Genomic DNA, 22,232 nt, shown 5'->3' on the forward strand with positions numbered 1-22,232 from the left:
GGTCGGCCCGCTCCCACGGTGGGGCAGCCTTGACCCGCGATGAATTGTTCAACCAATGAGATTTATTCGTCTCATATGATACAGTGATGGATCTTTCGTCTCTTTTCGCCTGCCCCACAGCCGAACCCCGACTCGAGGTCCCACATGCGCAGATCCCTCCAAGAAGAACGCCTGCTCAAGGCGCTGGCCCATGCCATTGTCGTCCATCCCCGCGCCACCCTGAAAGAGCTGGCGGAAACCGCCGGGGTCAGCAAGGCCACCCTGCACCGCTTCTGCGGCACCCGCGAGAACCTGGTGAACCTGCTCGAGGATCATGGCGAGCAAGTGCTCAACCACGTCATCCAGGAAGCCGACCTGGAACGCACCGAACCGTTGAACGGCATTCACCACCTGATCGCCGAACACCTCAAGCACCGTGAGATGCTGGTGTTCCTGATGTTCCAGTACCGCCCCGACACCTTGCTCAATAACGCCGAAGACCGCCGCTGGCTGGCTTACACCCAGGCCATGGATGCGTTCTTCCTGCGCGCCCAGCAACTGGGCGTGCTGCGCATCGACATCAGCGCAGCGGTATTCACCGAGATGTTCATCACCATGATCTACGGCATGGTCGATGCCGAACGCCGTGGCCGCGCCGCCAGCGCCAACACCGCGCAGACCCTGGAGCAGTTGTTCCTCAACGGCGCGCGGGCCCAGGCCTGAACTTAGAGGCGGCTAGCGGCCCTCGCCGCCCGCCAGTACCGCGATGCTGATCTCGCGCATCCTGAACTTCTGCACCTTGCCGGTCACCGTCATCGGGAATTCATCGACGAAGCGGAAATGGCGCGGCACCTTGAAATGCGCGATACGCGCCCGCGCCCATTCACGCAGTTCTTCCTCGCCCAGGGTCTGCCCCGGGTGCAGGCGAATCCAGGCGACGATCTCCTCGCCATAGCGGCTGCAGGGGATGCCGATCACCTGCACGTCGGCCACCGCCGGGTGGGTGAAGAAGAACTCCTCCAGCTCCCGCGGATAGATGTTCTCGCCACCGCGGATGATCATGTCCTTGCTGCGCCCGACGATGCGCACGTAGCCCTGTTCGTCCATCACCGCCAGGTCGCCGGTGTGCATCCAGCCCTCGGCGTCGATGCTCTCGGCGGTAGCCTTGGGGTTGTCCCAGTAGCCGAGCATCACGCTGTAGCCGCGGGTGCACAGCTCGCCGATCTCGCCGCGTGCCAGGGTAGTGCCTGCGCTGTCGATCACCTTGCTCTGCAGCCACGGCTGGGTGCGACCGACGCTGGTCACCCGGCGCTCCAGGTCGTCGGCGGCGCCGGTCTGCAACGACACCGGGCTGGTCTCGGTCATGCCGTAGGCGATCTGCACCTCGCCCATGTGCATTTCGTCGATCACCCGACGCATCACCTCGATCGGGCAGGTGGCGCCAGCCATGATCCCGGTGCGCAGGCTGGACAGGTCGAATTCATGGCGACGCGGGTGATCGAGCTCGGCGATGAACATGGTCGGCACGCCGTACAGGGCGGTGGCGCGTTCTTCGGCCACAGCCTGCAGGGTGAGCAGCGGATCGAAGGCGTCATTGGGGTAGATCAGGGTGCTGCCGTGGGTCATGCAGCCGAGGTTGGCCATGACCATGCCAAAGCAGTGGTACAGCGGCACCGGTACCACCAGCCGGTCATGCTCGGTCAATCCGAGGCTTTCGCCGACCATGTAGCCGTTGTTGAGGATGTTGTGGTGGCTGAGGGTCGCGCCCTTGGGAAACCCGGTAGTGCCGGAGGTGTACTGGATGTTGATCGGCGCGTGCCGGTGCAGGCTGGCCTGGCGCGCGGCCAGTTGCCCGGGGGCGGTTTCCCCGGCACGGGCCTGCAACGCCGACCAGGCCAGCAAGCCACCAGGTGGCGTCGCCGCCAGGCTGATGACCCCGCGCAACGCGGGCAGGCGCGCGCTTTGCAGCTCGCCCGCTCGGCAGGCGCGTAGTTCGGGCACCAGGTCCAGCAGCATGGCGTGGTAGTCGGAGGTCTTGAAGGCGTCGGCGCAGATCACCCACTGGCAGGCCGACTGGCCCAGGGCGTATTCCAGTTCGCTGCTGCGGTAGGCCGGGTTGATGTTGACCAGGATCGCGCCGATCTTGGCGCTGGCGAACTGGGTGATGCACCATTCGGCGCAGTTGGGCGCCCAGATCCCTAAGCGGTCGCCGACCTGCACGCCCAGGGCCATCAGCGCGCGGGCGTGCTGGTTGACCGCATCGGCCAGCTGCCGCCAGGTGTAGCGCAACTGCTGGTGGCGGACGATCAGGGCCTCGCGGTCGGGGAAGCGGGCGACGGTGGCGTCGAAGGCGTCGCCGATGCAGTGGGTGAGCAATGGAGTGACATTAGAGCCTTGGGTGTGGCTGGGCTGTGGCATGGGCTGTCTCTTGTCTTTGTTTTGCCTGACGCGGCCCTATCGCGGGGCAAGCCCGCTCCCACCGGTCCAGTGTGGTCGGCGTGGGAGCGGGCTTGCCCCGCGATGGCGTTAGCGAACGAACACCTGCGGCGTGGTGGTCGACATGTCGCCACCGGGCAGTTTGATGTTCCCCACCTTCTCCAGCGTATCGGGGTCGAACACCGCCAGGTCGTTGAATGTCCCGCCCAGGTAGAGCTTGTCGCCGGACTTGTCGAAGGTCACGCAGTAGTAGGTATGGTCCAGGTTGGCGGCCTTGACCAGCTTCTTCTGCGCGATGTCGTAGCGGGCCAGGCGATTGAGCACGCCGTACATCTGGTTCGGGTCCTTCGGCGAGCGCAGGCCGGTGAAGTACAGCTCGGTCAGCTCGGCGAACTCCTGGGTATGGGCCTTGCCGGTTTTCAGGTCGATGCTCAGGTAGCCATAAAGCGGCTCGGCGGTGGCCGGGTCCTGCTTGGCGTCCTTGAACCTGGCAATGGTGTAGAGCATCGAGAACTCGTGCAACGAACTCTGGTGCGGCCAGAAGTACAGCACGTCCGGTGCGCTGTAGCCCGGGCGGTTCCAGCTGCGCAGCGGCAGTGCGACGGAGTATTTGCCGGTGTTGACATCCAGCTTGTAGATGTCCGGCCCGGCCACATAGAGACTGCCGTCGTCGGCGGCGCGCATCAGGTACACCTGGCGCGGCATCGGGAAGCTGCGCACGGGCTTGGCATCCAGGCCGTCGCCGGTGCGGAACACTTCCAGGCGCGGCGGCTTGACCACATAGTGGTCGTTCAGGCGCTGGCTGGGGTTGACCGTGGCGTACACCTCCTTGCCGTCGGGGCTGATGGCGAAGGAGTACATGGCCTTGCCGACCTCGCCCGGCACGCTGGACAGGTTGGCGTGGAAAGTGGTCTTGCAGCTGTCCAGGTCGATGCCATAGATATCGGCGAAATGATTGTTGAGCACGTAGGCGGTGCGGTTGTCCGGCGCCATCATCGCCGTGCCGGGGCCGAACGAATCGGGCATGCGGCAGGTCTTGTACAGCGTGTCGCTGGCCACCTCGACCACGTGCAGGTTGTTCGGGTAGTTGGTGGCGATCAGATACTCATGGCCGGCCTTCAGGGCCTTGCCTGCGTCGTCGGCCTGGGCCGCCCAGGCGCAGGCCGTGGCGGCGACGGTGAGCGCGAGTTGCGCGCAGAGTCCAGGTTTCATGCGGTTTCCCCTTGTCGTTCTATTTGTCTTTCGGGAATACGGTGCCGAGGTTGCGCCAGTCTTCGGCGGAGTTGGTCGCCTGGGCGTTCCAGTCCTGGTAGGTACTCATCATGTCCGGCACCTGGGCTGGCCACCAGCAAGGGTCGGAGCAACCGTACAGGTCGGCCTCCATCGGCTGGCACAACGAGCTGACGCCACCGAAGGCGTCCACTTCCCAGCCCGGGTCGGTGGTGGCGGTGCAGCCGGCCACGGCGCTCATCGCCAGCACGTCCTCGACGCGGTCTTCGGCGGCCGCCTGCTCGAGGATGCGCGCCTTGTTGTTCAGCGGTTTGAGGTGCTTCATGTCAGTGCGCCTTCCGGGGAGTGATGTAGCGATCGATGAAGGCCGGGTTGACGGCCATGATGCGGCTGTAGACCTCGATGCCGAAGTCGACCCAGTCGCGCATCAGCTCGCAATAGTGGTAGGTCGGATGCTGCGGGTCGCCATAGCGGGCGTAGCTTTCGTGGTAGCAACCGCCGGAACACAGGTTGCGGATGCGGCAGCTGTCGCAGCCGGTGCCGCTGCGGTCCAGGCGCTGCGAGAGAAAATCGTTGAGCTGCGCCTGCTTCACGCCCTGGTGCACATTGCCGAAGGTCGGCAGGCTGGAGCCGGTGAAGCGGTGGCACAGGTTCAGCTCGCCCTCGTGGTCCACCGCCAGCATCTTCAGCCCGGCACCGCATGGCAGGGCCTTCTTGTGGCCTTCGTGAATGTCGGTGATCAGCTGGTGCAGGTTGGAGAAGCCGATGTTGCGGTGCTCCAGCGCCGCCTCCAGGTAACGCCGGCCGAGGGCCTTCATGTTGGCGAACACCTGCACCAGCTCGTGGCCGGTGAGGTTGAAGTCGGCCATGTCACCGGAGGTCACCGGGGCGAACCCCACCTCGGCGAAGCCCATCTCGTTGAACAGGTGGTTCCAGATGGTCTCGATATCGGTGATGCCACGGGTCAGCGTAACCCGCGCCCCCACCGGCCGGCTGCGGTAACGCGACAGCAGCATGTCGGCCTTGCGCCGCACCACGTCGTAGGTGCCCTGCCCGCCCACGGTGATGCGGTTGCGATCGTGCACGGTCTTGGGCCCGTCGATGCTGATCGACAGGCCGAAGCGGTGGGCATCGAGCCAGTCGACGATCTCTTCGGTGAGCAGCGTGGCATTGGTGGTCATGATGAACTCGACCTGCTTGCCCGCCTCGGCGAAGCGTCGCTCGCAGTACGCCACCATGTGCTCGATCAACGCCCGGTTGGACAGCGGCTCGCCGCCGAAGAACACCACGCTGTAGCGCTCCTCGTTCGGCGACTCCTTGAGCAGCATCTCCACCGAGGCTTCGGCGGTGGCGCTGTTCATCTTCTTGCCGGCGGAGGGCTTGTCGAGGTCCTCCTTGTAGCAGTACGTGCAGCTGAGGTTGCAGCCGGTGTTGACGTTGAGCACCACGGTGTTCAGCGCGGTGCGCTCGACCTGTTTCAGGGCGATTTCCGGGGTCAGCGGCGAACCGTCGCTGACCACTTCCAGGGCGATCAGCTCGCGCAGGGTTTCCTCGATGTCCTGCCCGTCGAACTGCTGGCCGAGCTGCTGCAGCAGCTCCTCGGCGGAACAGCCCTGGCGGCGCAGGGTGTCGATGATGCCGCCGGTCACCGCGTCGGTGGCGAACAGCGAACTGCTGGGGATATGGAACAGCATGCGGTCGGCATCGACCTGCACTTCGTGCAGGTTGCGTTCGACCAGGTTCAGTAGTGCGCCCATGGCGACCTCCCGATAAGCAATTGGTCAGGTTGATGCCTAAGGCAGCGGCGGATTGTTCCAGCGCTGCACGGTGACGATCATGTGGCCCTCGCCCTGCTGGCCACCGTCGGCGAGGGTGGCGATCACCTTCAGGTTGCCGGCGTTGTTGGTCATCATCTTGCGCTCGGGGTTGGGCCCTGCCCCGCCCGGCACGAACACGCCGTCGGCCTGCATCTGCCCGGCGAACCTGACGTCCTCGTCCTCGACCGCCCGTTCGTTGAACGGCTCGACTTTCCAGGTCGCCGGCAGGTAGCCGATGCGCAGCGGCTGGCCACTGGCGTCCTTGCCCCAGGCTTCAGCCTCGAAGCGACCTTGCACCTTCGGCACCGAGGCGCCGTTCTCGCCGATGCGGGCGATGGAGAACGCCGGCACCACCTTGACCTCATCGACCTTGTCGTACACCGCCAGCTGCACGCCCTTGAGCCCGCCCACCGCCACCTCGCGGGGGCCGGCGGCGGCATCCTTGGCGGCCCGTGCCTTGACCCGGATCAGCGTCGGCGTCGACTCCAGCACTTCGGTCACCTGCACGCCCGCGCCCAGGTCGGGCTTGCCGGACAGGTCGCTGCCCACCAAGGTTATCTCGCTGTCGCTGCCGGTCTTGATGAACGCCGGCTGCACTGCCAGCAGGCGCCCCTGCCCGGCCTTCGCCGCACTGAAGTCCAGGCCGCGCTCGTCGTGCTCGGCCTCGAACATGCGGCCCTTCATCTGCCCGTCGATGGCGGCGAACACCTGGCGCAGGTTGGCCTCGCCCACCTTGACGTTGCCGCGCCATTCATAGCCGTTGTAGAGGATCGCCGAACCGCTGCCGTTGAACGGCGTGCCGTCGGCGTAGGCGCCCTTGACCTCGACCTTGAAGGTATCGCCCTGCTCGGCGCTGACCGTCATCACCCCACGCACGTCACCCTTGGCCAGCATATGGCCGCTGAACGCCCATTGCCCGGCCAGGACCTTGGACTCGGGCCGGGCCTTGAGCCACTCGGCCCAGGCCGGGTTGTCGAGGGGGAAGCGCTTGGCCAGGTCGGGCACCATCTGCTTGAGGGCGATGTCCAGCCAGTCGCGGTCGCGGGCCTGGGCCTGGTATTCGAGGGACGGCCATTGGCCGAGGTGGAAGTTGACCAGGTGCTCCCACTCCTTGGCCGGACGCCGTTGCAGCGCGACCCGGGCGCCGGAGTGGCAACGCCCGCACATCTGGCTGAGCGGGTCGTCGAAGTGTTCGACGGTATTGAGCCGGCGCTCCATGGCATAGCGCACGCCGTCGGTCTCGCTGGGCGCCAGGCCCTGCTTGTCGGCCAGGTACTTGACCAGGGTGCGACGGTCGTCGTCGCTGATCTGCAAGCTGTGCATCACCTGCATGCGGGCGATGCTCATCAGCCAGCCCTCGGGGGTCTTGCGCTGGTGGCTGATGCGGCTGTAGCTGTCGTTGCCTTCGGGGATATGGCACCCCATGCACTTGCTCTGCAACAGGCTCGGGCCCTGCTCGGCCGCCATGGCCTGGGCGGACAGCAGTGCGGTGGCGACCAGCGCCAGTGTGCCCGCCTGCCGCCGGAGTCGAGTCGTCTTCAAGGTCAGACCTCCACGGTATCGTTCTTATCGTTATTCGCACGCTGCGGTGTGCATCTGACAGTGGCGATACAGGAAGTGTGCCAATTGCGGCAAATATGTTTTGCATCAACGATTTGAGCGCAGAGCAGGGGCAAACCCCAGCAGCGCAGGCTGTGACCGAACGTGCCATTTCGCGACGGGGTGTTTCACCTTGAGACACGGGGCCTGCTGCGCAGGCCAGCTCCCACAGGGATCTAGCCACCTTCGAGTCCAACGCCGTACCTGTGGGAGCCGGCTTGCCGGCGATTGGCCCGCACAGCGGTCCGTTTCATCTACGTCTCACTCAGTCTCAATGTGCAACAGCTCAAGCCTCCCTGACTGCATGCCATGTAACGCGAAAACCACATGTATCAAGGGCTGTGAGCGCGTTGCCCGGCTTGGCACGCCCATTGCCCTGCCCTGGTCACAACCATGACAAGAGGCACCGCCCCATGCATTCCGAACTGCCGATCCTGCCCGCCACCCGTGCCTTCCTCGCACGCCAGCTGAAGATGCGCATTGGCGCCGACTGGCAGGACGCCGCCAGCGGCCGCACCATGACCTTGCGCAACCCGGCCAGTGGTGAGGTCCTCGCCGAGGTGCCCGCAGCCGAGGCACAGGATGTGGACCGCGCCGTGCAGGCCGCCCGCCAGGCGTTCGAACACTCGGCCTGGAGCCGGATGCGTCCGCGTGAGCGGCAGAACCTGCTGTGGCGCCTGGCCGACCTGATGCAGCGCGATGCCCAGGAGCTGGCCGAGCTGGAATGCCTGAACAACGGCAAGAGTGCCGCCGTGGCCCAAGTGATGGACGTGCAACTGGCCATCGACTTCCTGCGCTACATGGCCGGTTGGGCGACCAAGCTCGAAGGCACCACGGTCGAGCCGTCGCTGCCGCTGATGCCCAATGACGACTTCCACGCGTTCGTGCGCCGCGAGGCGGTGGGCGTGGTCGGCGCCATCGTCGCCTGGAATTTCCCGCTGCTGCTGGCCTGCTGGAAGCTCGGCCCGGCCCTGGCCACCGGCTGCACGGTGGTGCTCAAGCCTGCCGATGAAACCCCGCTGACCGCGCTCAAGCTCGCCGAACTGGTAAGCGAGGCCGGCTACCCGGACGGCGTGTTCAACGTGATCACCGGCACCGGGCTGAACGCCGGTGCCGCGCTGAGCCGCCACCCGGGCGTGGACAAGCTGACCTTCACCGGCTCCACCGAAGTCGGCAAGCTGATCGGCAAGGCCGCCATGGACAACATGACCCGCGTCACCCTCGAACTGGGCGGCAAGTCGCCGACCATCGTCCTGCCCGACGCCAACCTGCAGGAAGCCGCCGTCGGAGCCGCCACGGCGATCTTCTTCAACCAGGGCCAGGTGTGCTGCGCCGGCTCCCGGCTGTATGTGCACCGCAAGCACTTCGACAACGTGGTGGCCGATATCGCCGGCATCGCCAATGCCATGAAACTGGGCAACGGCCTGGACCCTAGCGTACAGATGGGCCCGCTGATCTCGGCCCGGCAGCAGGAGCGGGTCACCGGCTACATCGACCTGGGTCGCGAGTTGGGCGCGACCATCGCCTGCGGCGGCGAAGGCTTCGGCCCGGGCTACTTCGTCAAGCCGACGGTGATCGTCGATGTCGACCAGCGCCACCGCCTGGTACAGGAGGAAATCTTCGGCCCGGTGCTGGTGGCCATGCCGTTCGACGACCTTGACGAGGTGGTGGGCCTGGCCAACGACAACCCCTACGGGCTGGGCGCGAGCATCTGGTCCAACGACCTGGCCGCGGTGCACCGGATGATCCCCCGGATCAAGTCCGGGTCGGTGTGGGTGAACTGTCACAGCGCGCTGGACCCGGCGCTGCCGTTCGGCGGCTACAAGCTCTCCGGCGTCGGCCGGGAGATGGGCGCAGCGGCAATCGAGCACTACACCGAGCTGAAGTCGGTGCTGATCAAGCTCTGATTTCACCGGTGCTGACCTTATCGCCGGCAAGCCGGCGATAAGGTCCGGCCAGGCAATGTAAAAGCCAGAAAACAACAAAAACATGGAGCACACCATGACGCACAAGCTCGCCTGCACGTTGGCCCTGCTGCTGGCCTCTCCCCTCACCCAGGCCCATGAACTCTACAACCACGCCGGCACCACCCTGGACGCCAACCTCGAAGCGCTGTTCGGCGTATTCCACAGCGACGAAAGCTTCGACCAGTTCGGCAACCGCCAGGCCGGCACCAGCAACTGGCGCGAGGGCTACGTCAAGTACGGCCTGAGCGCCAGCCAGGCGCTGGCCAGCAACGGCACGCTTTACGGCGCCTTCAGCCTGCTCAGTTCGGCCACCTGGGGCGATGGCGACGCCGCGGGTTTCACCCTCGGTGACGAACGTCGCACCGGCGTCGAGGACGCTTACCTTGGATGGCGCTCGGGCACCCTGTTTCCGGCGCTTGGCGAAGACGGCATCGATCTCTCCGGCGGGCGCCAGGTCATCACCCTCGGCGACGGTTTCCTGATCCAGGGCGACCCGGTCAATGCCGGCAACGTCGACCTGGGCGCCGATTTCGACCGAGGCGGCGCCTACTACCTGGCGGCGCGCAAGGCGTTCGACCGCACCGCCGTGTTACGTCTGGGCGGCAAGCAGGGCTGGCGTGGCGACCTGATGTGGCTCAAGTCCGACAACCCGTTCCAGGCCGACACCTCCATGGCGGTGGCCAACCTCGAGCATGTCGCCGACGCGGGCACCGTGGGCCTGAGCTGGATCCGTGGCCTGGATGTCGACCGCCGCTACGCCGAGATCCTTGGCCTGGAACACCGCGACGGCATGGACACGGTGAGCCTGCGCGGGCGTGGCAACCTGGGAGTGAAAGACCTCGAACTGGCCGCCGAGTATGTCACCCAGGACCGCACCGACGGACGCGAGAACGCCTGGTACCTGGAGGGCAACTGGACCTTCTCCGCACTGCCCTGGTCGCCCACCGCCACCTACCGCTACAGCCGCTTCTCGGAGCACTTCGACCCGCTGTTCTATGGCCTGAGCCGGGGCTATGGCACCTGGTTCCAGGGCGAGGTGGCGGCCAACTACGCCGGGCCATTCAACAGCAATACCCAAGTGCACCATGTGGCGCTCAAGGCCACGCCACGGGAGGGGCTGACCGTGGGCGCGCTGTACTTCGACTTCGACCCGCTCAGCACCGACCAGGGCAACCTGGGTGGGCGCGAGGTGGACCTGTATGTGGAGTGGATGGTCAACGAGCATTGGCTGATCAGCCCGCTGGTGGGGTTCTACACCCCGCAGCGCAGCGCGCAGGATGGCGGCGTGCAGTTGGGTGGCCGGGATAGCGGGGCCTACCTGCAACTGGTGGTGGGGACATTCTTCTAAGCCAGCGGCCCTATCGCGGGGCAAGCCCACTCCCACGCAGGGTTTGCTGGCTGATGCAGCAGCGGTGGGAGCGGGCTTGCCCAGCGATGAGTCCTCAGCAAAAACCCTGTTCGCGCAACCAACGCGCAATCATCGGCTGGTGCGTCTGTGTCACCAGGCGCTCCAGGCCGATGCCAGCCTGCACCCCGCGTACCACCGGCGCCAGCTCGATACCTTGCAGGTGCCACACCCCCAGCGGCTGGTCAGCCGTCACCACCACTTCGGCCTCCTCCACCCAACCCTCGCGCAGCACCGGGCGGCGCTCCACCCGCACCGCCTGCCAGTTTGCCAACGCGTGCAGCGGTTGCGCATCTGGCCAGCACCGGCGGCGGGCCCAGAACGGCTGTTCGCCACGTTGCGCTTCCTGGGCGTAGAAGTCGCGCCCGATCCGGGCGAAACGCAGGAACAGCTGTTCGATCCGCGTTTGATGGAAGCGCTGCGCCAAGGCTGCCTGCCCGGGCCGTTGCAGCAGGGTATTGATCACCACGGGCGCCTGCAGCGCCGAGGACAAGGACTGGAAGATGCCATTGCCCGACAACGGATCAACCGCCATCGCCGCATCGCCAACCCGTAGCCAATCACGGCCCGCGCAGTTGCCGACAAGAATCGCTGTGCTGCTGCGTGCATGCACCTGGGCAGGGGCGAAGGCCTGCTCGCCGAACAGTTGCGCCACCAGCGCCGAGCCACGGCGGCGCCCGGCACAGTATTCGGGCAACGCCGTCTTGCCCGGCAGCCGCGCCGCCGTCACGTCCAGCGTCACCTGCCAGTAGCAGCGGCCATCGGCCAGCCGCGCCATCCAGGCCCAGCCGTCGTCCAGGCTCTCCACTGCCGAGGCCGGCGTGCCAGGCTCGGTTTGCCAGAGATTGAGCAGGCTGACGGTTTCCGGCCCGCGCAGGCGACCTTCGCTCAACGGGGCCTGACGACCACGGGCCTCGACCAGGAAATCGCCGTGCAAGGTACGCCCGTCGTCCAGAGACACCCGATGCCCCACCCCTTGCACCACCTCGTGCACACGCCCTTCGACGAGCTCGACACCGGCACGATTCAAGTCATCACGCAGTGCCTGGTCGAAGCGCTGGCGATCCAGCAGCCACTCCTGGTTCGGTTGCAGCCGCTCACCGTTCCAGTGCACCTGCCGCGTGGCCGGCGTGGTCGCCTCGGCCAGGGCAGCGCCCAGGCCCGCATGGCGCAAGCCCTCCAGTACACGTTGCGAAACACCTTCCACCGCGGCGAAACGGCGCCAGTCGGACACCACGGTGACGGGGTAGCCCATCCGCCGCAGCCCCAGGGCAGTAGTCGCCCCCGCAGGTCCGGCACCGAGTACCAGGATGCTCGGTTCAGGCATCGGTCGACTCCTTGCGCTCAGGGCCGACGAACGCCGCGTGCCGCTCCAGCCAGTGCAACAGTGCCTGCCGGGTCATGCCGGGCTCCTCGCCCAGCAGGGCCGCCACCCGCCCAGTGAACGCGGCACAGGCCAGACTGGCCCCGGCCAACCCAGCGGCGCCAACCGCCGCGCCGAAGTCGGCCTGGGGAGTGCCCAGCCACGACCATTGCCCAGCGGCGCAGCGAGCATCGCCAGTGACGCGAATGACCCCGGGATAACTGGCCGGATACACCGGCTCGCCCCGCGCCGGACTGGAGGCGCACAGCAGCACGCCAGCGGCCACGGCCTCGGCGCAGGCCAGGCGCAGCACCGGGCGATCCTGGCGCAGGCCCAGGCTCAGGTTGACCACGGTCGCGCCCGCCTCCACCAGCCACAACAGGCCAGCGGCCACCTGCAAGGCGCTGGTGCTGCCCTGCCCGGCGAACACCTGGGCCAGCAGCACCGGCTGGCCGCCGGACTCGGCCCGCAGCCGCGCCAGCACCGCGCTGCCGTGGCCCAGGGCATCCGGCAGCGGCTCGCCCTCGCACAGCACGCCGTCCTCAAGCCAGAAGCGCCGCGCGCCGAGCACGCTATCCGCCTGCTGCGCCGAGCAGCCACTGTCGATCACGCCAATGCACAGGTCAGCGGCCATGGTCGGCGGGCTCCTTGCTGCGCAATTGCCCGTCACGCAGTTCCAGGTGCAGGTCGGCATCGGCGAGGGTCGAGGCACGATGGCTGATCAGGATCCGCGTACGCCCGGCGAACAGCTGGTCGATGGCGGCAATCACTTCACGCTCGGTGGCTTCGTCCACCGCCGAGGTGGCCTCATCGAGCACCAGGATCGCCGGTTGCTGGAGCAGCGCCCGGGCGATGGCGATACGTTGTTTCTGGCCACCGGACAACTGCTGGCCGCGTTCGCCCAGCAGACCATCGAGCCCCAGCGGCAGGCTCTGCACCAGGCTATCCAGGCGGGTCAGCCGCACCACCTGCTCGAGCTCCTCACGGCTGGCCTGGGGCGTGCTGTAGGCCAGGTTCTGCGCCAGGGTGCCGCGAAACAGCACGATGTCCTGGCTGACCACCGCGATGCGCCGCCGCAGGGCCTGCAGGTCGAGCTCGCGCAGGTCGACGCCGTCGAGCAGGATGCGCCCGTCATCCGGGTCGTAGAAGCGCTGCAGCAGGTCGATCAGGGTCGACTTGCCGACGCCGGAAGCGCCGCTGATGGCGATCTTGGCGCCGCCGGGCAGACAGGCTTGCACCTGGTCCAGCACCCCACCCTGGCGCCCGTCGTGGGCGAAAGATACCCCGTCCAGTCGCAGCTCCCCGGCCCCTTGTGGCATGGGCCGGGGATCGTCCGCCTCGCGCACCGCGAGCGCCTCCCGCTTGAGCTCCATCACCCGCCCCAGGCTCACGGCCATCCGCTGCACCGCCACGTACAGGCCCAGCAGGCTCTGCACCGGACCGACGGCCATGCCCATGTAGGTGGAAAAGGCGATCAGCGCACCCAGTTGCCAGGTGCCCTGGATCACCCACCAGCCGCCGACCAGGAATGCGCAGGCCCGGCACCAGGAAGTCAGCGTGCCGGGCACCGCCTGGGTAAAGAACTCGGTGACCTGCACCCTGAGCAGCTGCCCCATGTAGCCCTGCCCCAACTGATCGAGGCGCTCGGCCTCACGCCGCTGCTGGCCGGCGGCCTGGATGAACTTCATCGCCGGCAGTGTCTCGACCAGGAACGACGACACGTCCGCCGAGCGTTCGCGCAGGCTGCGCACTTCGCGCTCGACCTTGCGTCGCATCCAGCGCAGCCACAGCACTTCGAGCGGGATCAGCAACACCAGCAGCAGCGACAGCTGCCAGGACAGCATCAGCATCAAGGCCACCGCACCGACCAGACCGATCAGTGCCGATACCGCCGAGAACAACGAGTCCACGGCAAAACGCTGGATCTCGGCGACATCGCCATCGAGCCGCGACAGGATGTCACCGGTGCGCCGGCGCCCGTAGAAGGTCGGCGAAAGTTGTTGCAGGTGTCGGTACAAGTCGTCGCGCAAGGCGAACAGGATGCGCCCAGACAGGCGCGTGTGCAGGTAGCGGTTGACCCCTGCCAGCAGCGTGCCGAGCAGGCCGGCGACGATCATGATCGCCGCCATGTGCCAGAGGGTCTGGTAATCCTTGGCCAGCAGGCCTTCGTCGATCAAGGTCTTGACCAGCCAGGGTTGCGCCAGGGCCAGCAGCGAGGCGCCCAGGGACAGCCCCAGGAGCACGCCGATGGCGCCACGCTGCGGGCGCACGAAGCCGTAGAGCCAGGCCAGGGCCTGGCGCATCAACTGCGGGTCGCTGGATTCGATCAATCGGGAAAACAGTCCGCCCATGGCTCAACCACGCAACTGCTTGAGCTTGCGATACAGCGTCGCCCGGCTGATACCCAGGGCCTCGGCCGCGGCCGAGACATTGCCCTGGTGCCGGGCCAGCGCGGCGCGGATCAGTTCCAGTTCGTTGTCGCGCAGGCTGCCGGACGGCGCGGCAGCGCTGGCCAGTTCATCGAGCAGGCAGTCGGTGAGGTGGTCGAGCGTCAGCACCTGCTCGCCCTCCTCGCGCATTGCCAGGGCGGTGCGCACCACCATTTCCAGCTGGCGGATGTTGCCCGGCCAGTCGAAGTTCTCCAGCAGCGCCGCCAGCGCTGGGTCGAGGCTCACACTGCTGGCTCCGGACTTGTCCAGCAAACCTTGGATGATCGTTGCCAGGTCGTCGCGCTCGCGCAGTGCCGGCAGACGCAGGGACACGCCGTTGACCCGGTAGTAGAGGTCTTCACGGAAGTGCTGGTCGGCGACTCGGCGCTTGAGGTCGCGATGGGTGGCGCAGATCAGCGCCACGTCGATGTCCTGCTCGTCGCCGGCGCCAAGGGGCGCCACGCGGCGCTCCTGCAGCACACGCAGCAGGCGCGCCTGCAGAGCCAGCGGCATGTCGCCGATCTCGTCGAGGAACAGCGTGCCGCCATGGGCCTGCATCAGCCGCCCGACCATGCCGCCCCGGCGCGAGCCGGTGAAGGCGCCGTCGCGGTAGCCGAACAGCTCGGACTCGATCAGCCCCTCGGGAATCGCCGCGCAGTTGACCGCCACGAATGGCTTGTCGGCACGCGGACCGGCCTGGTGCAGGGCACGGGCAACCACCTCCTTGCCAGTGCCGGTTTCACCCAGCAGCAGGACCGGCAACCCGTTTGCCAAGCCCTGGCGGGCCATGCGCAAGGCACGCGCCAGACGGGCATCGCCACCGGCCAGCGCTTCCAGTGCCTGGGTCTTCGGCGGTGCTGGTTTGGCGATCGCGGACGGGCCACTGACGCGAGCATGCCGCGGCAGTTGCAGCGCCCGGAAAAAGAACTCGCCCGCTGCCGTCTGCACGCTGCTGACGCCGCCCTGCCACAGGCGCGCGATAAACGCCGGCGAACGCTCGCCGAGCAGGTCACCGCAGCGTCGCCCGAGCAGCGCCTGGCGTGGCATCTGCAACAACTGGCAGGCATTGTCGTTGGCCGCCATCACCTCGCCTTCCAGGCTCAGCGCCAGCAGGCCCTGCCAGGCGCTGGCCAGGTATGGCGGGCGGCTATGGAAGGCCAGAACCAGATGCTCGGGATGGTAGAGCCCGAACAGCCGGCTCTCGATATTGCCGGCGGCGAGCAGCAACGTGGAAAGGCTGTCCTGGGGCTGGGCCATGACGCCTTCACGGGTCACGTCGAGCACGCCTATCACGTCGCCACGCGGATCACGCAGCGGCACCGAGGTGCAGGAGAACGGGCTGAGCCGATCCAGGTAATGCTCGCCGCAGTTGATCAGGGTCGGCTGGCCCTCGACCACCGCCGTGCCGATGGCATTGGTGCCGCGCAGGGCCTCGCTCCAGCAACTGCCAGGGTGCAGGTCGCGCAGGCCCTCGCGCTCGAGCACATGCTTCTGGCCGTCAATCGTCAGCACGTTGGCCTGGGAGTCACCGAGGATGACGATGCCGCTCTTGCCCTGACGTTTGATCAGGTAGTCCAGCTCAGGGGTGGCCGCGTCGATCAGCAGGCGGTTGTGTTCCAGCAGCGTGTCCAGGTCCAGGCCGTGGCGAATACCCAGGCCGACCTGCTCGCCCTGCAGACAGTCCAGGCCATGGCCGAGGCTGCGTCGCCAAGAGGCGTCGATCTCGTCGCGCAGCATGCCGCAGGGCAGTTCGCCTTCGCTGGCAAGCTTCAGGCGGACCAGGCGAGACTGCTGCAAGGGGTCGTTGGCGGTTGTTGTTGGAAGTTGTCGCGCCATTGCGTGCTCCTGGTGTGCCCCGCTCAGGCGGGGCAACGGGCATCGGATTTTTCGGCAGTGTGCGTCAGAATTGGTTGGCAGTCATCAGCTACGACAGAGACCGAGCCTCACCCCATTCCCCAATGCTGGGGCCACCCGCCCACCATGGATACCTCGCCAGACCGTTGTCGGGACGCTGAAACCCTCGTCGCAAAAGCCCTGGACGCCCCTCTGCAAAACCTGGCACAACAGTTGCCGATCCCTCCCCAGACGCCCCAACCCATGGGCCCGTTTGCAGGAGGAAGCAACTCATGCACCGACCGACACCCCACCCGCTGGCCGTGGCGATCTTCGCCGGCCTGCTCCAGCTTCCGGCCCAGGCTGCGCTGTATGCGGTCGATACCGGCCCGTATACCCTGCCCACCGGTAAGTTCCCCGCCTGGTACCAGGACAGCCATGGCCGGGTGCTCGACCTGTGCCTGACCAAGGCGGTGAGCTCCAGGGTCGCCGGTGCTCCCGGCGCGCCCTCGTACATGTGCACGCTGCTGCCCACACCCGGCGTGTTCGACGACACCCAGCCGATCGTCTTCCCCAGCAACTTCCCCGACGAAACGTTCTGGTTCACCGCCGACGCCGCCATCGTCGATGCCGCCCGCGGCATCGACCTGACCTACGTATCGGCGATCGAGGCTGCCTTCAGCGCCGAGGAGCCGGTGGATGGCGACCAGGTCAGCTTTGCCCGGGTGCGCATCCGCGTCGATGTGCCGGTGGCCGGTACCTATACCATCACCCACCCTTACGGTGTCGATGTGTTCGAGGTGGCGGCCGGCGGACGCCGGGCGATCAACATGACCCGCGACATCGGCATCGGCTCGCCAGGCGACTACAGCGGCGCACTCAGGGGCGACATCGGGCCGTTCCTGCGCAGCGTCAACGGCCCCTATACCGAAACCAACCCAGGCACCGGTGCCAGCGAACGCTTCATCGGCGACCCGAACCTGGAGGAGCCGGTCACCGGCAGCCCGTTCAACACCAACTACGTGCGCATCGAAGGGCCCAACGGTATCGACCTGCGTACCGAGCTGTTCGCCATCTCCGGCAAGCTGTCCACGGTCAACCGCCCAACGCCGCTGATCCCGCTGCGCAGCACCTATTCGCGACACACCGTGAATGGCGACCTGCGCGCCCAGCAGGATGTATTCGTCATGGCCCCGCCGGCGCCCGCCACGGTCACCCTGACCAGCCAGAACCCCACCCTGGCCCTCGGCGAGGCCAATGGCACCGGTGCCTGGTACGCCCAGTCGCCACTCAACCCGACCCTGCCGCTGACCTTGCAGGTGACCGCCGACAACAGCCTGGCCATCGCCACCAGCACCCCGACCAGCGCACCGATGCCGCTGACCGACCTGGTGACCATCAGCCGCGCCGAATACAGCCTGGGCAGTGGCCAGCTGACCCTGGTGGCCAGCAGCAGCGACGAGACCAGCCCGCCGGCCCTCACCGCCCGCACCGGCAACGGTACGTTGATCGGCAGCCTGAGCGGCAACGGCGCGGTCAAGACCCTGACCACCGGGCTCTCGCCGATCCCGCCAGCGACGGTGCAGGTCACCAGCGCCCATGGCGGCAGCGACAGCGAAGACGTGGTGCTGGTGCCATGAACAGGACACGCCTTCAAGGAGGCAGCATGAATACTTGGTCGCGTCGCGCACTCTGCGCCGCCGGTTTCACCCTCACCCTCAGCAGCGCGGCCTGGGCCGCGCTGTCGGAGGTCGATCCCGGCCCCTACACCTTCGCCACCGGGGGTTACCCCATGTGGTACAAGGACGCCAACAACCTCGCCCTGGAGCTGTGCCAGTCGCGCGCCACCAGCACCCGGTCACCGGGCGGCCCGGGCGCTCCGGCCTACATGTGCACCCTGCTGCCCGAGCCCGGGGTCTATGACGATGCCCTGCCGCTGGTGTTCCCGGACAACTGGCCACCGGAGATGTTCTGGTTCCTGGCCGAGACCGAGATACCCCAGGTAGGCAACAGTGGCTACGAGCTGGAGGTCTACGTTGCCGGCCTTGAGGCAGCCTTCGCCGCCGAGAATCCGGTCAATGGCGACCAGCAGAGCTTCGCCCGCATCCGCATCCGCGCCTCGGTGCCGAGCACCGGCACCTACACCATCACCCACCCCTATGGGGTCGAGACGGTCAACGTGACCACGGCGGGCCGCCGGGCGATCAACATCACCCGCGACATCGGCATCGGTGCTCCCGGCAACTTCAGCGGTGCGCTGAACGGCAACCTCGGCCCGTTCCTGCGCGGTGTCGGCGGCCCCTACACCGAGGTCAACCCGGACACCGGCGCCACCGAGACCTTCGTCGGCGACCCTAACATCACCGAGGCGGTGACCGGCAGCCCGAACAACACCAACTTCGTGCGCATCCAGGGCCCGGCGGGCACCATCCAGACCAACGTCTTCACCGTTTCCGGCAAGGTCCTCGACCAACGCCAGCAAACCCCGGCGACGCTGGAACGCGCCACCTACCAGCGCAACGCCGCGGGCACCCGCGTCGAAGTCTTCGCCAAGGCGCCGAACAGCGCCAGCCTGTGCCTGCGCAACGGCCTGGCGCTGGTCGGCTCGCCGCCTTCGCCCTGCCAGTTCAGCATGCTCGCCGACAACAACGGGTTGTTCTTCAACCAGCAACTGAGCCAGGCAGTGCCACCGTCGGTGGTGGTGGTCACCGCCAGCAGCCCGGCCGGCACCACGCGCCCGACATCGCTGTCGAGCAAGCTCAGCGATGTGGTCAAGGTGGGTACGGCACGCTATGACTGGAGCGCCAAGCGGTTGCTGGTCGAGGCCCGGTCCAGCGACGAAGTCGTGGTGCCGGATTTGCTGGTCCAGGGCTTCGGACGGATGTCCAAGTCCGGTGTCCAGCAAAGCCTCACGGTCAACGACCTGGCCCAGCCGCCTGCCAGCATCACGGTCAAGTCGGCACATGGCGGTGTCGACGTGGAACCGGTGGTGGTGGTCGGCAGCGCCCCGGTGCAGGCCGAGAACCAAGCCCCCGTGGCCCAGGCCGACAGCGGTAGCACCAGTGTCGGCATACCGATCACCCTCAACCTGCTGGCCAACGACAGCGACCCGGACGGCAACGTGCCGCTGAGCATCACCGACCTCACCCAGCCGGGCACCGGCCTGGGCGGCGTGGTGATGAACGGCACCACGGCAGTGACCTACACCCCACCGGCCGGGGCCACCTCGCCGCTGGTGGCGACCTTCAGCTACCGCGCGCAAGACGCCAAGGGCCTGAAGTCGCCGGTCACCACCGTGACCGTCAACGTCGCGCCGAACCGTTCACCAACCGCAGTGGCCGATAGCGCCGCCACCCTCGGCGTGCCACTGACCATCAACGCCCTGGCCAACGACACCGACCCGGAAGGCAACCTGCCACTGACCATCGCCAGCGTCACCCAGCCGACCCCGGCCGGGCGCGGCACGGTGAGCACCGACGGCAACGTGATCACCTACACGCCACCGGCCACGGTCACCGCGGCGTTCACCACCAGCTTCACCTACGTCGCCCGTGACGCGATCGGCGCCACCTCGACGCCCGGCACGGTCACGGTGCAAGTATCGCCACGACCGGCCCAGGAGACCTTCGCGGTCACCGCGGCGACAGTCACGGCGCGCTCCAACAACCGCTTCAACTGGGACATCAGCGGAACGTCCTCGGTGACCACCGGTAACACCATCACGGTGCGGGTGACCACCACCAGCGGCGTGCAGACCCTGGGCACCACCACCGTGCCGGTCACCGGCCGCTGGCGCCTGTCGGTGAGCAACAGCACGACGCTGGTGCCCACCGCCGCGCCGACTGCCACGGTGACCAGCAGCCAGGGCAGCACGCGCACGGTCAACGTGGTGGTGCAGTAACCCCCGGGAGGATGCCATGAACGCCCTGTACCCGCTGCTGCTGTGCCTGGCCCTTACCGGCCAGGCTCTAGCCGACGACCTGATGGACAACGCCGACCTCGCCGCCGGCAGCGACCTGGGCGAGCCACTGGTGCTGCGCCTGCTGCCAACCGGCGCCGGCCAGGTCGCGGTGATCGAGCAACTGGGCACGGGCAACCGCGCTGCCCTCGACCAGAACGGCCAGGCCCTGCTCGGCCGGATCGTCCAGGCCGGGGGCGCGCAGGAGGCTTACATCCTGCAGGAAGGCAGCGACCTGACGGCCGCGATCAGCCAGCAGGGCCAGGGCAACGAGGCCACGATCCGCCAGAGTGGCAGCGGCAACAGCGCCGCCATCGAGCAGATCGGCAACCACAACAGCGCCACCATCGACCAGCGCGGCACGGGGCTCAACAGCGCCGTGACCCAGGCCGGCAACGGCCAGCAGGTCCACATCACCCAGTACCGCTAGGCCCTCATCGACAGATCTGGAGGCAATACCATGCACAAGCTCGCCCCTCTGAGCGCTGCCATCGTCCTGGCCCTTGCCGGCCAGGCCATGGCCGACGACAGCACTTCGACCCAGTCCCAACAGGGCAACCAGAACATCGCCGAGGTCAAGCAGACCCAGGCGCCGTTCGCCTCGGCCACGCAGAACCAGGCTGGCCACGACCACAATCACATGGCGCTGCAGGACAGCAGCACCAGCCATATCCAGCAGAGCGCCACCGGCTCGTTCAACGCCGGCTACGCCGAGCAATTGTTCGAGAACGGCAGCCAGATCACCCAGCAGTCCGGCGGCAGCCTCAACGACGCCTTCGCCAGCCAGTCGGTGGGCGAGAACAACGAGGCCCTGCAGGTCCAGCAAGGCAGCGGCAACCGTTCGGTCATCTGGCAGGACACCCAGTACGCCAGCCAGGCCACCACCTTGCAGTCCGGCCATGGCAACGACGCCACGGTCGAGCAACTGTTCGGCGGCAGCAACAACAAAAGCGTGATCATGCAGGGTGGCAGCGACAACCAGGCCGCTGCCGAACACATGACCCACCAGGACGGCGATATCGCCATCTACCAGGAAGGCCGGCAGAACTGGGCCTACGGTGACCAGCGCGACGGCCTGGGCGGCACCATCGGCATCAACCAGTACGGCACGGGTAACTCGGTGGAGGTGTGGCAGGACAACCAGGCCGCCAGCCAAGCCAATGTCTACCAGAACGGCCAGAGCAACGAAGGCTACATCGATCAGAGTTTCGGCCAGGCCAACAGCGCAGGTCTCAGCCAGACCGGCCGTGGCAACGCCAGCTGGTCGGACCAGTTCGAGACCAACCAGGCGGTGACCAGCATTTCCCAGACGGGCAACAACAACCTGCACTTCACCTACCAGACCGGCGACAACCACAGCCTGACCATCAGCACGGTGGGCAACGCCAACAAGATCATGGCCAGCAACTGGAAGGGCGAGAAGTCTGGCGGGCAATTCGGTGTCGGTCAGCAGGCGCAGATCAACCAGGCGGGCAATGGCAACGGGGTCAACCTCACCCAGGAAGGCAACAGCCAGATCGCCCGGCTGAATCAGGATGGCAACCGCAACCAGATGGAGACCCGCCAGGCCGACAGCAACAACGAGCTGTACTTCGAGCAGAACGGCAGCGACAACCTGCTCATCGCCGACCAGCGCGGCACCGCCAACTACGCCGAGGGCCTGGCTGCGGGCAATGGCGGCAGCATTACCCTCGAGCAGTCGGGCAGTGGCAACCAGAGCTACACCTATCAGCTGTATGGCAGTGGCAACGAGGCGACCATCAAGCAGACCGATGGGGTCAACCTCGCCTACGTGACCCAGGGGGGTAATGGGAACCAGGCGTTTGTCGACCAGCGTGGGGCTAGTCAGACGGCCACCATTACGCAGTTTGGGAATGCCAATATGGCGACTGTTACCCAGCAGTGACGGGGTTTCCCCTTGGACCGTGGCGTTGGATCTCCCCTGGCGCTGCGGTTCCTTTTTTCTTTGGGTTCGGGTTCGGGTTCGGGTTCGGGTTCGGGGCGATTGTTTTGGTTTTTGTGAGCGCATTCGTAGAAGATGTCGACATTTAGTCACCCTTTCGCCTTTACGGCGACCTACTTTTGTCTTGACAAAAGTAGGCAAAACCGTTCGGCTCCGTTCATACGGCCCCTACGCTTCGCTCCGGGGTTCCCTCGCTCCGTTCTTGCTCCCGTGGGTACCGCGCTGTACGCCCCATCCTGGGGCGCAGCGCTCG

The 22,232-nt window shown here is 66.8% G+C and carries 16 protein-coding genes; 7 read left to right on the forward strand and 9 right to left on the reverse strand.

The annotated features are described in order from the left end of the window. Window positions 1-144: 144 nt before the first annotated feature. Window positions 145-702, forward strand: a complete 558-nt coding sequence (locus tag AC3WL2_RS24280; protein ID WP_102684849.1) for a TetR/AcrR family transcriptional regulator — start codon at window positions 145-147, stop codon at window positions 700-702. 12 nt (window positions 703-714) lie between these two features. Here the strand turns inward: AC3WL2_RS24280 and AC3WL2_RS24285 are convergent, their stop codons facing one another. The 5 genes from AC3WL2_RS24285 to peaA form a co-directional block, all read right to left on the reverse strand. Beyond that, window positions 715-2,397 (reverse strand): AMP-binding protein, encoded by a 1,683-nt coding sequence (locus AC3WL2_RS24285; RefSeq protein WP_102684850.1) that lies wholly within the window; start codon window positions 2,395-2,397, stop codon window positions 715-717. A gap of 108 nt (window positions 2,398-2,505) precedes the next feature. Beyond that, a complete protein-coding gene (gene peaD, locus AC3WL2_RS24290; RefSeq protein WP_102684851.1) occupies window positions 2,506-3,627 on the reverse strand; it encodes a quinohemoprotein amine dehydrogenase subunit beta in 1,122 nt (373 codons plus the stop codon). Window positions 3,628-3,646: 19 nt separating this feature from the next. Continuing rightward, a complete protein-coding gene (gene qhpC / locus AC3WL2_RS24295) occupies window positions 3,647-3,970 on the reverse strand; it encodes a quinohemoprotein amine dehydrogenase subunit gamma (RefSeq protein WP_094012540.1) in 324 nt (107 codons plus the stop codon). A gap of 1 nt (window position 3,971) precedes the next feature. Continuing rightward, a complete protein-coding gene (gene peaB / locus AC3WL2_RS24300) occupies window positions 3,972-5,402 on the reverse strand; it encodes a quinohemoprotein amine dehydrogenase maturation protein (protein ID WP_102684852.1) in 1,431 nt (476 codons plus the stop codon). 36 nt (window positions 5,403-5,438) lie between these two features. Beyond that, window positions 5,439-7,004 (reverse strand): quinohemoprotein amine dehydrogenase subunit alpha, encoded by a 1,566-nt coding sequence (gene peaA / locus AC3WL2_RS24305; RefSeq protein ID WP_102684853.1) that lies wholly within the window; start codon window positions 7,002-7,004, stop codon window positions 5,439-5,441. Window positions 7,005-7,474: 470 nt separating this feature from the next. Here peaA and AC3WL2_RS24310 point away from each other — a divergent pair, with 470 nt between their 5' ends. Then, window positions 7,475-8,968, forward strand: coding sequence for an aldehyde dehydrogenase family protein (locus AC3WL2_RS24310; RefSeq protein WP_102684854.1), 1,494 nt, complete (start codon window positions 7,475-7,477; stop codon window positions 8,966-8,968). A gap of 94 nt (window positions 8,969-9,062) precedes the next feature. Then, window positions 9,063-10,376 carry an alginate export family protein gene (locus tag AC3WL2_RS24315; protein ID WP_102684855.1) on the forward strand — a complete coding sequence of 438 codons (1,314 nt, stop codon included), beginning with the start codon at window positions 9,063-9,065 and terminating at the stop codon, window positions 10,374-10,376. Window positions 10,377-10,470: 94 nt separating this feature from the next. Here the strand turns inward: AC3WL2_RS24315 and qhpG are convergent, their stop codons facing one another. From qhpG to AC3WL2_RS24335, 4 genes are read right to left on the reverse strand one after another with little or no spacing between them, the layout of a single operon-like run. Continuing rightward, window positions 10,471-11,760, reverse strand: coding sequence for a flavin-dependent monooxygenase QhpG (qhpG, locus tag AC3WL2_RS24320; protein WP_102684856.1), 1,290 nt, complete (start codon window positions 11,758-11,760; stop codon window positions 10,471-10,473). Next, the gene (gene qhpE, locus AC3WL2_RS24325) at window positions 11,753-12,430 is read right to left on the reverse strand and encodes a subtilisin-like serine protease QhpE (RefSeq protein ID WP_102684857.1); all 678 of its coding nucleotides are present in this window, start codon (window positions 12,428-12,430) and stop codon (window positions 11,753-11,755) included. Before qhpE ends, qhpG begins: the two co-directional genes overlap by 8 nt. Next, on the reverse strand, window positions 12,420-14,147 hold the full coding sequence (locus tag AC3WL2_RS24330; RefSeq protein WP_102684858.1) for an ABC transporter ATP-binding protein: 1,728 nt from the start codon (window positions 14,145-14,147) through the stop codon (window positions 12,420-12,422). The genes qhpE and AC3WL2_RS24330 overlap by 11 nt, the downstream gene beginning before the upstream one ends. A gap of 3 nt (window positions 14,148-14,150) precedes the next feature. Then, the gene (locus AC3WL2_RS24335; protein ID WP_102684859.1) at window positions 14,151-16,061 is read right to left on the reverse strand and encodes a sigma-54-dependent Fis family transcriptional regulator; all 1,911 of its coding nucleotides are present in this window, start codon (window positions 16,059-16,061) and stop codon (window positions 14,151-14,153) included. Window positions 16,062-16,351: 290 nt separating this feature from the next. On the opposite strand from AC3WL2_RS24335, the gene AC3WL2_RS24340 reads away from it, so the two are divergent. The 4 genes from AC3WL2_RS24340 to AC3WL2_RS24355 are packed head-to-tail and all read left to right on the forward strand — an operon-like array spanning window position 16,352 to window position 21,922. Continuing rightward, window positions 16,352-17,698: a hypothetical protein gene (locus AC3WL2_RS24340; protein ID WP_102684860.1), complete on the forward strand. Its 1,347-nt coding sequence runs from the start codon at window positions 16,352-16,354 to the stop codon at window positions 17,696-17,698. A 26-nt stretch (window positions 17,699-17,724) separates the two neighbouring features. Continuing rightward, entirely contained in the window at window positions 17,725-19,959 is a 2,235-nt protein-coding gene (locus AC3WL2_RS24345; RefSeq protein ID WP_102684861.1) for an Ig-like domain-containing protein, read from the forward strand. A 16-nt stretch (window positions 19,960-19,975) separates the two neighbouring features. Next, entirely contained in the window at window positions 19,976-20,446 is a 471-nt protein-coding gene (locus AC3WL2_RS24350) for a curlin (RefSeq protein WP_102684862.1), read from the forward strand. A gap of 30 nt (window positions 20,447-20,476) precedes the next feature. After that, on the forward strand, window positions 20,477-21,922 hold the full coding sequence (locus tag AC3WL2_RS24355) for a curlin (protein ID WP_102684863.1): 1,446 nt from the start codon (window positions 20,477-20,479) through the stop codon (window positions 21,920-21,922). Window positions 21,923-22,232: the final 310 nt, after the last annotated feature.

It is taken from the genome of Pseudomonas sp. FW305-96 (genome assembly GCF_058783825.1).